Origin of the sequence: Caldicellulosiruptor sp. DIB 104C (assembly GCF_028198085.1) — a bacterium.
GTDB classification, from domain to species: Bacteria; Bacillota; Thermoanaerobacteria; order Caldicellulosiruptorales; family Caldicellulosiruptoraceae; genus Caldicellulosiruptor; species Caldicellulosiruptor saccharolyticus.
Map to the genome: position 1 here is coordinate 1,911,882 of NZ_CP116337.1, position 13,718 is coordinate 1,925,599.

11 protein-coding genes are annotated in these 13,718 nt (G+C 36.3%); 2 read left to right on the forward strand and 9 right to left on the reverse strand.

Features of this window, described 5'->3' with window-relative positions; translation table 11 throughout:
* A complete protein-coding gene (locus PGC14_RS09570) occupies window positions 1–1,188 on the reverse strand; it encodes an iron-containing alcohol dehydrogenase (protein WP_271628759.1) in 1,188 nt (395 codons plus the stop codon).
* 145 nt (window positions 1,189–1,333) lie between these two features.
* On the opposite strand from PGC14_RS09570, the gene PGC14_RS09575 reads away from it, so the two are divergent.
* Both PGC14_RS09575 and PGC14_RS09580 read left to right on the forward strand, forming a co-directional pair.
* Window positions 1,334–1,726: a winged helix-turn-helix transcriptional regulator gene (locus PGC14_RS09575; RefSeq protein ID WP_011916278.1), complete on the forward strand. Its 393-nt coding sequence runs from the start codon at window positions 1,334–1,336 to the stop codon at window positions 1,724–1,726.
* A gap of 55 nt (window positions 1,727–1,781) precedes the next feature.
* On the forward strand, window positions 1,782–2,138 hold the full coding sequence (locus tag PGC14_RS09580) for a gamma-glutamylcyclotransferase family protein (protein WP_271628760.1): 357 nt from the start codon (window positions 1,782–1,784) through the stop codon (window positions 2,136–2,138).
* Between the two features lie 25 nt (window positions 2,139–2,163).
* Here the strand turns inward: PGC14_RS09580 and cysS are convergent, their stop codons facing one another.
* From cysS to PGC14_RS09620, 8 genes are all read right to left on the reverse strand, one after another.
* Window positions 2,164–3,561, reverse strand: coding sequence for a cysteine--tRNA ligase (cysS, locus tag PGC14_RS09585; protein WP_271628761.1), 1,398 nt, complete (start codon window positions 3,559–3,561; stop codon window positions 2,164–2,166).
* Complete coding sequence (cysE, locus tag PGC14_RS09590) at window positions 3,518–4,222, reverse strand: serine O-acetyltransferase (RefSeq protein WP_271628762.1); 705 nt, start codon at window positions 4,220–4,222, stop codon at window positions 3,518–3,520. The genes cysS and cysE overlap by 44 nt, the downstream gene beginning before the upstream one ends.
* Before the next feature lie 42 nt (window positions 4,223–4,264).
* Window positions 4,265–5,722 carry a glutamate--tRNA ligase gene (gltX, locus tag PGC14_RS09595; RefSeq protein WP_271629877.1) on the reverse strand — a complete coding sequence of 486 codons (1,458 nt, stop codon included), beginning with the start codon at window positions 5,720–5,722 and terminating at the stop codon, window positions 4,265–4,267.
* Window positions 5,723–5,892: 170 nt separating this feature from the next.
* Complete coding sequence (locus tag PGC14_RS09600) at window positions 5,893–8,622, reverse strand: VWA domain-containing protein (protein ID WP_039763666.1); 2,730 nt, start codon at window positions 8,620–8,622, stop codon at window positions 5,893–5,895.
* Window positions 8,606–10,417: a vWA domain-containing protein gene (locus PGC14_RS09605; RefSeq protein WP_271628763.1), complete on the reverse strand. Its 1,812-nt coding sequence runs from the start codon at window positions 10,415–10,417 to the stop codon at window positions 8,606–8,608. Before PGC14_RS09605 ends, PGC14_RS09600 begins: the two co-directional genes overlap by 17 nt.
* Before the next feature lie 2 nt (window positions 10,418–10,419).
* Entirely contained in the window at window positions 10,420–11,319 is a 900-nt protein-coding gene (locus PGC14_RS09610) for a DUF58 domain-containing protein (protein ID WP_271628764.1), read from the reverse strand.
* Window positions 11,313–12,296, reverse strand: a complete 984-nt coding sequence (locus tag PGC14_RS09615) for an AAA family ATPase (RefSeq protein ID WP_271628765.1) — start codon at window positions 12,294–12,296, stop codon at window positions 11,313–11,315. The genes PGC14_RS09610 and PGC14_RS09615 overlap by 7 nt, the downstream gene beginning before the upstream one ends.
* A gap of 1 nt (window position 12,297) precedes the next feature.
* Window positions 12,298–13,716 (reverse strand): hypothetical protein, encoded by a 1,419-nt coding sequence (locus tag PGC14_RS09620; RefSeq protein WP_271628766.1) that lies wholly within the window; start codon window positions 13,714–13,716, stop codon window positions 12,298–12,300.
* Between the last annotated feature and the right edge of the window lie 2 nt (window positions 13,717–13,718).

A 13,718-nucleotide genomic window follows, 5' to 3' on the forward strand; every position in this document is an offset into this window, starting at 1 on the left:
TTATTTATACGCCTTTCTCATAATTTCTACTGTCTTTTCAAAAGAAAGCTTATACGGGTCAACCTCAAAAAGTCCGCCCATTGTTTTTACTGCGTTGTCAGCAAGCTTTTCAATTTCATCCTCTTTAATTCCATAGTCAGACATCTTCAAATTCCCAACACCGCACTCTTCCTGAAGCTTTTTCATTGCCTTGACAAATGCAAATGGTCTTTCATCCTCTGGCAAGCCGTCAACATCGATGCCCATTGCTCTTGCAAGCTGGATATACCTTTGAGGCACTTTTGAGGCAAAGAATGTATGGTATGCTTCAGATAGCATTATAAGCCCTGCACCATGAGGTAAATCTGGATGAAAAGCAGAAAGCGCATGTTCCATTGAGTGCTCTGATGTACAGCTGGAAGTCGACTCAACAAATCCTGCCAACGTGTTTGCAAGTGCAACATATGTTCTTGCCTCTATATTTGTCCCATCTTTTACGCAAAGCGGCAAGTATTTTGCTATAAGCTCAACACTTTTGAGTGCAAACATATCACTTACTGGAGTTGCAATCTTTGCAATATACCCTTCAACCGCATGGAAGAAAGCATCAAACCCTTGGTAAGCAGTAAGATGCGGTGGCACACTTAACATAAGCTCTGGGTCTACAACCGACAAAGTTGGGAATGTGTACTGGTTACCATAACCTATCTTCTCATTTGTCTCTTCATTTGTTATAACAGTCCAAGGGTCAGCCTCTGTTCCAGTTCCAGCTGTTGTGGTTATTGCAACAATTGGAAGTGCACCGTTTGTCGGTACTTTTCCTTTGCCTGTCCCACCGACAATATAGTCCCAGTAATCACCCTCGTGTTTTGCCATAAGAGCAATGCTTTTTGCAGAATCTATACTGCTTCCACCACCAAGACCAATCACAAAATCACAGCCTTCTTCTTTTGCTAATCTTGCCCCTTCCATAACATGTTTTTTAATTGGATTTGGCAAAATCTTGTCAAATACAACATAGTCTATTCCTTTTTCTTTTAAGATAGAAATTAACCTGTCCAAGTATCCATACTTTTTCATAGAGGTACCTGCTGATATGACAATCAAAGCCTTTTTGCCAGGCAAATTCTCGTCTCTGAGCCTGTTTAAACTTCCTGGACCAAAGAGAATTTTTGTCGGCATAAAGTAGTTAAACACTAAATTTTCCATGGTTTTTATCCCTCCAAAATATAATTTCAAAACTCAGAGCCAAAATTCCTTTTAAGTTTAGTATAATATTCTTGTCAACGTTTACAAGAGTGCACTTTTTGGATATAAAGTATCATAGATGATACTAAAGGAAGGTGTTTTTGATATGGCTCAAAAGCAGAAAGTCAAAGAAGCAACATGCGAAATAGAAGTAGCATTTGAAGTAATAGGTGGAAAATGGAAACCACTTATTTTGTGGTATTTAGGTGAATATGGAACACTAAGATTTGCTCAGCTGCAACACTTAATCCCTGATATTACTCACAGAATTTTGACAAAACAACTTCGTGAGCTTGAAGAGCATGGACTTGTTGAGAGAAAGGTCTATCCTGAAGTACCTATTAAGGTTGAGTATACAATAACCGAAAAAGGAAAAGAAGTACTACCTATCTTAGATATGATGTGCGACTGGGCTGATAAGTACAACTATTTTGGATATAAACTAAAGTACTGTCTTTGCAATGAAGATTCCTGTGAGATTGCTCAGGATGATTCCTGAACACAGAGAAAAGCCGCTGGCAAAATTTTAAAATTAAAAAGGGGGATATTTACAAATGTACCTTTTTGTCTATGGCAGCCTTCTTTCTCATAACAGCCACAACTATTTGCTCAAAGGCTGTAAATTTATAGGAAAAGCCATTTTAGAAGGCTTTGGGCTTTACAAGGTAAGCTGGTACCCAGCGATAGTACCAAAAGAAAACTCAAAGGTGCTGGGTGAGGTTTACCAAATTGACCCAAGCACCTTAAATAAAATAGATGAATTTGAGGATGAGGGTAAGCTTTACAAAAGAAAAGAGATTGAAGTTATATTAGATGACAGCAGGAAAATTAAAGCATGGGCGTATATTTATCTTTGTGATGTTGATGAGAATAACTACATATCATTTGAAAGCCAGCCGTGGAAAGGGTAAAAAACCGGGCTCAAATTGCCCGGTTTTATTTTATCCTCTCAATCTTTGTCCCCTGAGGGGTGTCAAGAACGATATAGCCCAAGCTTTTAAGCTCATCTCTTATCCTATCTGCCTCGGCAAAGTTTTTCGCCTTTCGTGCCTGATTTCTTTTTTCAACCAGCTCTAAAATTTCCTGTGGAATAGTCTCTTCTTTTGCGCTATATTGCTCCAAGATTCCCAGTATACTGCAAAGCTCTTTCAATGTATCTTTTGCAAAAGTTAAAGTTTCTTTTGAACAAGAATTAGCATATGTGTTAATTTCTCTTACCATTTCGAACAAATACCCTGTTGCCTCGGCAGTGTTGAGGTCATCTTCCATTGCATCTAAAAATTTTGCTTTTAGCTCTTCAATCGCAGCTTTTAGCTTATCATCATTTTCAGATGAAGATGCTGCATTTTGAATCAAAAACTCAAGATTTTCATAGCAGGTACAAATTCTTTTGAGTGCCACCTCTGCCTGTTCAATAAGGTCTATACTGAAGTTAAGAGGCTTTCTATAATGAGCCTGAAGCATGAAAAGCCTTAGTGCCTCTGGATGGTACTTTTCTATGATTTCTCTTACAGTAAAAAAGTTCCCCAGCGACTTTGACATCTTTTCATTGTTTATATTCACATATCCATTGTGAAGCCAAAACCGTGCAAAAGGTTTTCCTGTGGCAGCCTCGCTCTGCGCAATCTCATTTTCATGATGAGGAAAGATCAAATCCTGCCCACCTGCGTGAATGTCTATAGTCTGCCCAAGATATTTCATTGCCATCACAGAACACTCTATATGCCAGCCGGGCCTGCCCTCACCCCAAGGTGAACTCCAGGCCGGCTCGCCTTCTTTTTTAGCTTTCCATAGAGCAAAATCAAGAGGGTCTTCTTTCTTTTCGCTTGGGTCAACGCGCGCACCAGCCATCAGCTCTTCAATGTTCTTGTGAGAAAGTTTCCCATACTCAGCAAACTTTCTTGTTCTAAAATACACATCACCATCAACAACATATGCATATCCTTTGTCAATCAGCCTTTGTATCAGGGCTATCATATCTTCAATTTCTTCTGTTGCTCTTGGATTTTTGGTTGCTCGCTTGACATTTAGCCTGTCCGCGTCTTTGTAATACTCTTGTATAAACCTTTCAGCAAGCTCAAAAACGGTTATGCCCTCTTTGTTCGCTCTGTTTATCATCTTATCTTCTACATCTGTAAAGTTTTGAATGTAGATAACCTCATATCCTTTGTACTCAAAATACCGCCTCAAAGTATCAAACACAATCAAAGGCCTTGCATTTCCAATGTGGATAAAATCATAGACAGTTGGACCGCATACGTACATCTTCACTTTGCCTTCTTCTAATGGTTCAAACTCCTCTTTTGTCATTGTCAGAGTGTTGTAAAGCTTCATACTCTTTTAATCTCCTTTCGTACTCGGCAAGTTTTTTCTCTAAGTCTTCTATCCTTGCTTCAAGCCTGCAAATTTGCATTGCAAGCGGGTCAGGAAATCTAATCTGGTCAAGCTGTTCTTCAACAGTTGGCTTTTCCTTTTTCTCTTTTCTTACAACCCTTCCTGGTACACCAACTACTGTTGAGTTGTCTTCAACCTCGCGAAGAACAACTGCGTTTGCACCAATTTTTGTATTGTCCCCTACTTTAAATGGTCCTAAAACCTTTGCACCAGCACCAATTAAGACATTGTTTCCAATTGTAGGATGGCGCTTACCCTTTTCTTTACCTGTTCCACCTAATGTAACACCTTGATAAATCAGCACATCATCGCCAATCTCAGCTGTCTCACCAATGACAACACCCATGCCATGGTCTATAAATACCCTTCGACCAATCTTGGCACCGGGATGTATTTCAATTCCTGTTTTGTGTCGTGCCCTTTCAGAAATCCAGCGGGCAATAAAGTACATCCTTCTTTGATAAAACCAGTGAGCAATCCTGTGATATATTATTGCCCAAAAGCTTGGATAAAGAAGTGTCTCAAGCCTGCTTTTGCAAGCAGGGTCTTTTTCCATTATAACATCCATCTCTTCTTTTATCATCCTGATAAATTTAAACATACTTCTTCATAACTCCTTCTAAAGCTCAAAAATAAATCTACTCTAATTATACCACGTTTTGAAGAATTCCAACCGTTTTAGTATGTTTTCTTTACCTACAATCTCTATTATTTCAACAAGCTCAGGACCATGGGTTTTACCAGTCAACGCAACTCTTATTGGCATAAACAGGTTTTTGCCCTTGTAACCTGTCTCTTTTTGAATCTCTTTGAAAAGTAGCTTAATAGCTTCTGGAGTTAATTCATTCATCTGCCTTATCTTATTTTCAAACACATTAATTAAATCCTTCACATGATCCCACTTTAAGACCTCTTTTGCCTCATCTTCTTCTATTTTGACTTCATTGTTAAAGAAGATATCAACCCTGTCTTTTATTTGAGATAGATAATCCAGTCCTTCATACACAGATTTTACTATCTTCTTGAGCCATTCAAATTTGGACTTTGCCTCATCTTCTTTGATATATCCTGCTTCAACAAAGTACGGTATGCACATCTGGGTAAGCTCATCCAATGATTTTAGCTTAATGTGCTGAGAGTTTATATAGTTCAGCTTATCAATGTCAAAGATCGCAGGGTTTTTGGAAACTCTGTCTAATGAGAAATTTTCAATTAGATATTCCATATCAAATATTTCTCTATCTTCTGGTGGTGACCAACCAAGTAAAGCCAAGAAGTTTATGAGCCCCTCTTTTAAATACCCTTGATCTTTATACTGTTCAACCCAAGTAGAGCCGTGGCGCTTTGACATCTTTGTTCTGTCTTTTCCAAGTATAAGCGAAACATGAGCAAACTGCGGGAGTTCAAATCCAAGCGCATTGTAAATTAGAATCTGGCGCGGAGTGTTTGAAAGATGCTCTTCACCTCTTATAACATGCGAAATCTTCATCAAGTGGTCATCTATGACAACCGCAAAGTTATATGTTGGAATCCCATCAGACTTGACAATTACAAAATCGCCTATGTCATCTGACATAAACTCAACATCTCCGCGCACAAGGTCATGGACAACTATCTTAACACCCTCTGGTACTTTGAATCTGACGGTTGGTTTTCTCCCCTCCTGCTCAAATCTTCTTTTCTGCTCCTCTGTTAAATTCCTGCACTTACCCAGATACCTTGGCATCTGCCCTTTTGATAAAAGCTCCTGTCTTTGAGCTTCAAGCTCTTCTTCTGTGCAATAACAATAGTATGCGTAGCCTTTTTCAAAAAGAACATCTACATACTTTTTGTAAATATTTACTCTCTCTGTGGAGCGATATGGTCCATATGGACCTCCCACATCAACTCCTTCGTCCCATTCAATCCCAAGCCATCTTAAGCTCTCGATAATAACCTTTTCAGACTCAATAGACGATCTTTCCAAATCCGTGTCTTCTATCCTTAATATAAACTTTCCACCATATCTTTTGGCAAAAAGATAGTTAAAAAGAGCTGTCCTTGCACCACCTATGTGAAGATGCCCTGTTGGGCTTGGTGCAAATCTTGTTCTTACTTCCACTGTATACTTCAGTCCTTTCTTTTGAATTTTATTATTTCTGTATCTCAATAGCTCATTTATTTTATCCTTAGGAAAGAATTAAAAACATATTCTCTTTTTTAAAGTATAATCTTTGAAAATTCTATAGTCAATGCAAAAAACAATAGCCTATTTAATTTTCAATGGACATTTTAAAATCTTCTCAACTTTTTTATATCTAATATCTCGTGGTCTTTTTCATCCTGTTTTTTATCTTTTTTAGATAATAGTTTTACTTTATTTTCTGGTTTATGTGTGTCATTAGACTTTGTAATTAAATCTTTTTTATCAAAATCCATTTTAATTTTTAAATACTTTATTTTTTTCATAGTACTAAATGTTTGAAGTAACAACCTTTCAATCTTAACATACAATGCAAATCTCCTGATTGCAATTTCTAAAAGAAAAAGAAAAATGCAAAGAATAATAAGAAAATCACTCAAATCCTGCTGAGAATACACTTCTTTAAGTTTACCCTTATAGATATCTTCGGGATTTTTTACAACTTTTGCGTTTGACAGTGCAATAAACTGCTCAAACCTGCTGCTGTCAAAATCCACCCTATATTCATCAGAGTAATTTATAGAGTATAAAAAGGTGGACATTTTTGTTTTTCCATCTTCAGTCACAAAAGCAACAAAGGTGTAATTCCCCGGCATAAACTCAACTGTTGTTTCAAACTTGTCAGGTGAAGTCCTTTTCATTTTTAATATCTTCTCTGCACCATTTGGATAGATGCACTTTAGAGTTGCAGTAGCACTGCTTTTAAACTTCCCATTTATACTGACAACAAGCCCTTTTTCCTTTCGCACATCAAAAGTAAAACTGTCATCTTCGGCACCCTTTTCAAGCCATTTGAAAAGATTTGAAAAAAACTTTGAAAATTTGTCCCACATCACCCAGTCACGCGACCAGCTGCCGTTTAAGTCTGAACACCACGCAGCAGTTTTGCCAAGTCCATATCTCCAAACTGTCAAAATGGGCTCATCCTCATCACTTACAAGAAGACTTGTTGCAATATCCTTTTTTGTTGTGGCAATGTAACCATAAAGCGGCGGATATGAAGAAAAGGCAGAGTTTATAAAGTTCGTTTCAACAACCTTAGGAACAAATTTTTTCTCCTTTATATACTTTCCTTTTATAATCTTTGCCTCTTTCAAAAACACATCAATTAGGTTTGAAGCATCCTTGACATAATAAAACCTTCCTGAGGTATATGCTGCCATCCAGCTCAAAATTGGCGCATTTATAGAAGAACCTACGCCAATTGTTGTAATCTTTATATTATTCCTTTTAGCAATACTTGCTGGATATTCATAACCGCCCTCCTCACCATATCCATCAGTGAGAAGAACAATCACTTTGTCTTTGGCTTTAGATTTTTTAAGCGTATTGACTGCTTCAGTCAGTGGTGGAATTATAGCTGTCCCACCACCTATCTGAATTCCGGAGATGTTTTCTATAACCTCATTTTTACTTTTTAGTTTTCCAAACCTGCTTGCCCAGTAGAAGTTATGGTCAAAGGCAATAACACCAACACTATCTGAGCTCTCAAGATGGTCAATCATCTTTGCAGCAGCGCTTTTGGCAATTTCCAATTTGTTTATATTTCCTAAATTACTTTCGCCCATGCTTCCCGAATGGTCAATGACAAGAACTACAGCCACATTTCTTTCTTTCTCTTTGTTTTTAAGCTGCATTTTGACAGGCAACATCTTTTCCAGCACCGAATTTGAATAGTTGCCAAGCGCGTACGAATTTTCACCGCCAATCACCAAAAGTCCGCCGCCCAAGTCCTTTACATACCTTTCGCAATCATTTAAAAATTTGTCGGTCAATTGGTTTTTTGATACATTACACAAAACTACAAATGAATACTGCATAAGTCTATCAAGCCCAAAATCTACATTATCGCTAATTACCATATCATAATCTGCTGAATATGAATCAAGAAGGCTTCTGACATTTTTCACATCATCAATATTCTGGTAAACCACCAAAACCTTCTGCGGTTTTTTGACCTGACACATTGCATATGCAAAATTGTTTTTATCCTCCTCATCATCCTCTGCTTCAATTACACCCTGATACCTGTAAATACCTTCTTTAGGCAGTTTGTCTTTAATCACAAACCTGTTCTCGCCTTTTTCAAGCATTATTTTTTGAGAAAAAATCAAACTGCCATCTCTGAAAATTTTGAGCTGAGCAGATGCAGAATATGTACTGTTTATATTAGCAAATACAGAAAACTCCTGATTTTTAACCACTTTTTGGGGAATTTTGAGACTTGAAAACTGAATATCTTTTCCCTTTTCACTTTTCAAAAGCAAAACTTTCACATCTATGCCATTGTTGTTGAGCAAATCAATAGTAGTCTTTGCATTGCCAACCGTTTCTTTCCCATCTGTCAAAATCACAAGTCTTTTTTGAAAGTCCTTGGGAAATAAATTTGCTGCAAACTTTATGGCATTTTCAATGTTAGTCTCACTTATATCAACCACTGACCCAAACTCAGAAAATTTAGGATTATTCTTTAACAAAAACTCTACATTAACATCCTGTCCGAACGCAACCACAGACTGCATTTCATTTGATTTTTTTAGCTTTATCGCTTTTTGAATAAAGTTTTTCATCTTATCAATGTTTTTGGCATTGCTATCAGAAAGGTCTGCAAGGTAAATAGTTGCAACTTTGTTTGATGATATTGTAAGCTTTGGCATTGCAAGCGCTAATATAATAAGAAGGAATATAACAATCCTCAGAACAACAACAAACTTTTTCCCTAAGCCTTCTTTATAAAACCTTTTTGACAAAAGCCAAATAACTACTCCTAAAATGGGTATTAACAATAAAATAAGCGGTCTTTCAAGACTTATTCTCATTCATAAACACCATCCACTCAAAAGTCAAAAATATTAGCGATAGTATCAATAATATATCCTTCAAGAGATAGGGAACTTTAGCATTGGTCTTTGCACCAGTTTCCGAAAAAGCTAAAGTAGCATCTGTCTTTTTTTCTTCAGATTCATCCAGAGCATAAGTAGGATAATTTACTGCAAATTTGTAGCTTGTGTTATTACTTAAATTCAAGGTATAAACTCCCAACCGGTCGTTTTTAGGAAGAACCAAAGGGTATGTAGAAAAATTTACAACTTCCCTTTTGCTATTAGGCAGAATAATCTCAGCTTTTCCATCTGTATATGAAAAAACTTTTATCTCTTCGCCTGGATGGAATGTCATCTTCTCAAATGGCTGGTTCCCCTTAACAAAGTTATTTTTGATGTTGGTTATTAATATGGGAAAAGAGACTTTCAGCGGAAGGTCACTGTCGTCAATTGCAAAGCCAATTAATACTGTAGGAAGGTTTTTTACAACCCCAAAAGAAATAACCGGTTTGCCGTTAAGTTTTGCAACAGGTTCAAGTCTTTTATCATCAATTGAGATTGTTTTTTGAACAGCAAACTCCATTCCATCAATGTTCTGTGAAACGGTAGACTCCACAAATCTTGCATACCCTTCAATGTCTGTCTTATTTCCTATTGATACTCCTAATAGTTTAGATACATCTTTGCCTTTTTGTAATATAAATATAACTCCGCCCTTTTTAGGGAGCCTTTTGGGGACAACACTGTCAAATACATAAATATCAAAGCCATCAGCTACATTTTTTACATCTTGTAACTTGTACAGCTCAACATCATCAAAAGCTGAAAATGCCTTTTCCAAGAAAAAGTTTCCTTTGCCAACATACAAAACTTTCTTTTTAGTTGGCGGTGGGGCTAAAATTGTCCAAAAAATATTGTCTTCTCTTAAGCGGTCAGGATAGTTTATCCTTGCCTGCACAATCTTATAATTCCCTTTTATTTTCTCAAAAATCACACTCTCAGACTGCTTTGGCAAAAGCACAACACTTTTTGCACCAACAAGTTTTTTGTCTGCAAAAAGCTCAATCTCAAAACTTGCTCTTTTAATTCCCCTGTTTGTTACCTCTACAACTGCATCAAAACCGCCGCTGAAAGTAGAAAGTGATACATTGTCTATACTAACATTATCATCTGGTTTTGGAAACTCAAATATTTGTATGTTATCCTGCAATTTAACCTTTTTGTCTGTAAACAAAAAGAAAGTATAACTTGAGGCATCAAACAATTTTGAAATAACATTGATACTTTCTTTTAAGTTTGTGACATAATAGGTTGGCAGCACTTTACCAATAGAACTTTTTGCAAAAGAGGGAGAAACATCTTTTACCAAAACCTCAATGCTGTCAGAAAATGTGACAATGCTCACCTTAGAATCTTTGGACAGCGTATCTAAAATACTTCTTGCAATTTCTTTAGACTTTTCAAGATAGGTTTTGTTGTCATGTGTCAAGCAGTTCATTGTGCTACCCACATCAAATGCAAAAATGACATTCTTTTTAGTGTCTGTAATAGAAATATATGGACCTGCAAGATTTAATGAAAATGCAGCAAGTGTTAAAATCCCCAGTATCAAAAGAAGGCTTAGTCTCAGTTTTTGTGCCGGTTTTGATACCCTCTTTTGTTTTTTTAACCTTTCCCACAAATAAGTGCTGGAAATGACCATCTTTTTGTATTTTGGTCTTATCATGTACAACACAACAAGTACAGGTATGCTCAAAAGAAACAGTAAATACAGCGGCTGTGTAAATCTCATTTTTACACTCCAACCATCCCAAACAAGATTTTATTTAGATTATCAGATGTCAAAATCTCATAAAACCTTCCATTTGCTTTTTGAACCAGCTCTTTTAATAGCTTCTGAAGATTTCTTAACTCTTGCTGATACCATTTGATTAAGGTATCAGAAATCTCAATATTGACCTTTTTATTACTTTCACTATCAATAAGCTCGTAAAATGAATAATCAAATTGAGGAAATGCTTCAAGCCTGTCTAACACTTGACAGCAATATACAAACGAAGATTTACTCAAAAGAATTTTCAAAACATCCTCTGCACCTTCAAATAAAAAGTCAGAAAAGATAAAAGAAATACTTTTTCGCGGAATAAAGATATTTTTGATATTATAAAAATTTGCCAAACCTTCAAATTGCGCATCCTCCAAGAACTTTACAATCTTTGCAAAACTTTGCTTGCTTTTAAAATGACCTGAGTGCAAAATATGGTCCTCTTTGACCAAAAATATATTGACACCATCAAGTTGCGACAAAGCAATATAACAAAGGCATGCAACAAGCGCTTTTGCCATATCACCCTTTTTTGTGCTGCTACCAAAGTCCATTGATTTTGACATATCAATAAAAAAATTATATGTTGTTTGTCTTTCTTGTTCAAAAAGTTTAACATAAAGTCTTTGAGTTGCTGCATATATCTTAAAATTCACCCTTCTAAAGTCATCACCCGGTATGTATTCCCGATGGTCACTGAACTCAAGGGAATTCCCTCGCCCTTTTGCTTTTTGCTGACCTTCAAATTGCGAAGTTATACTTATATTAAATTTGAACTTCAAATTGCTGATACTTGCAAGAAGCCTGTCATCAACAAGTCCGCCAAACATTAAAATATCACCACTTTTGCTTATAACCTTTTTTACCATTCTTTAAGACTTTGCAAAATCTCCTCAACAATATCAGCAGGTTTTTTACCTTCTGAGATTGCCTCAAAGTTAAGTCCAATTCTGTGGCAAAGAACGCTTTTAGCCAAACTTTTAATATCGTCAAATGCAACATTCGGCCTTCCTTCAAATAGTGCATTTGCCTTTGCACCTAAGACAATGTGCTGCAAAGCCCTTGGACCTGCTCCAAACCTCAAGTATTTCTTTGCAATTTCATTTTGATCTATATGTGGCTGTGTACTTAGAACCAGCCTTGCAGCATACTCCAAAACTGGCCTTGCAATCGGTACTTTTCTGATTATCTCACCAATTTGAATTATCTCTCGTGCCTCAATTATTTTATTTGGCTCTGGCATTTGACTTTCAGTTGTCAGGTTGACAATTTCAATCATCTCATCAAAGCCAGGAAGTGGAACATCCACTTTAAACATGAACCTATCCTGCTGTGCTTCAGGAAGTGGATATGTCCCTTCCTGTTCAAGAGGATTTTGCGTTGCAAGCACAAAAAACGGCTCATCAAGCTTGTAAGTTGTGCCCATAACAGTGACGGTTTTTTCTTGCATGGCTTCTAATAATGCCGATTGTGTTTTTGGTGTTGCTCTGTTTATCTCATCAGCCAAAATAATATTAGCAAATATCGGACCTTTTTGAAATGTAAAATTTAAAAAACCATCTTTGTCTTTTGAAATTATATTTGTACCCACAATGTCTGCTGGCATTAAATCAGGAGTAAATTGTATTCTGGAAAACTTGAGGTTTAAAACTTTTGCAATTGACTTTACCAAATGAGTCTTCCCCACGCCTGGCAAACCCTCTAAAAGAACATTTCCGCCGCAGAAGATAGCAATTAAGACCTTTCTGATAATATCTTTTTGCCCAATTATAACTTTGGTAATTTCACCCTCTATTTTGTTTAAAACTTCCATTGTATATTCAATATTCTGTAAAATCAAATCCATCTCACCTCGAATTTTCTAAGCTTTCAAAATACCTCTTTGTTATCTCTTTTGCCCATGCTGGAACTTCATCAGTTTCAAGATACTCGTTTGCCTCTTTTTTGTACTCTGAAAAAACACTGCTGAAGTTAAGCTTTTGGCCTTTCTCCCCAATTCCCTCTTTCTGGACTGTTTTACCACTTTCCTTGCCAGTATTAAGCACAGCTTGGTTTGAAGCCTCTATGTTATGTAGATTTTTTGTAAAAATTTGCGGTGGTGATACCAAAGAAGATGTCCGTGGAATTGCTGCGCCAAGTCCACTGCCCACATTTTGTATGTTATCGGTCTGTGTCTGGCTACCACTGCCCGCTGGTAGGTTGTTGTTTTGTCCATTACTTGTGCTATTTTCTGATCTGCTTTCTTTAATGCCTTGACCTTCGGTGTTTGCCCCACTTTTATTGCTGTCCTGTTGCCCTTTGAAACTTGACTGTTCACTGCCATTTGAGCTGTCTTGATTTTGTGAAAAACTTGAACTGCTTGCTGAGCTACTAGCAGTTTCTTCAATTGACCTTGCTTTTGTTTTGGAATTCCCAGTAGAATCTTTTTTATTGGAACTACCCTTCCAAGTTTTATTTTGTCCATTTGATAAAGATGAATTTGAATCTTTGCCCTCAGTAATATTATCTTGAAGCCTGGTTGCAGCAGACAAAAGCTTAAAATTCTTTGAATTTTCCCTTTTCAAATTTTCAAACAAAAACCATGCCTTTTGCTTTGCAAGTTTCATTTCATCTTTGGACTTTGCAATTTTTATCTCTTTTTTCATCTTCATGATAATTTCATCTATTTTTCTTTTTTCTAAGTCATTTAGTTTTAGATTTTTGAAAACCTCTTTTTTGACACCTTCAATTTTATTTATTTCATTTTTCTTCTCAACATTCAAAACGTGCAGCCTTTCTGCTTCTTTCATCTTCGGATTGGGAATGCTAAGAATTACTGCAGATGACAAAACTACAAATAGAGCAGCTGCCCATTTTCTCACATCAAACTGTGGTTTTATAAGCTTTCTCAAATCTATGTTTCTAATTATATGGGCAGCCGAGCTTTTTACATACTTAGAAATCTCATCATAGCTGTCAATTAATTCTAAAGAAGTTGTAATTATCTCTTTAAATCCAAAGCTGTCAATCAAGAGTGCTGTTTTTTCAAGCGAGAGCTTGCTTTTAATAATGTAAATTAAATAACCAAGAAAAAGAAATATACTAATTCCTATTTGAAAATGCCATTTAAAATATACTGGTACTACTCTTGACAAAATCTCTATTATTAAGTTCTGCACAGAACAAATTACAACAAATATCCAGAGCTTAGATAAAAATATGCAAAACATTTGCCTTTTTTGAACTCTTTTTAAAAATTCCAAAATCAGTTCTGCGCCATCTTTCATTT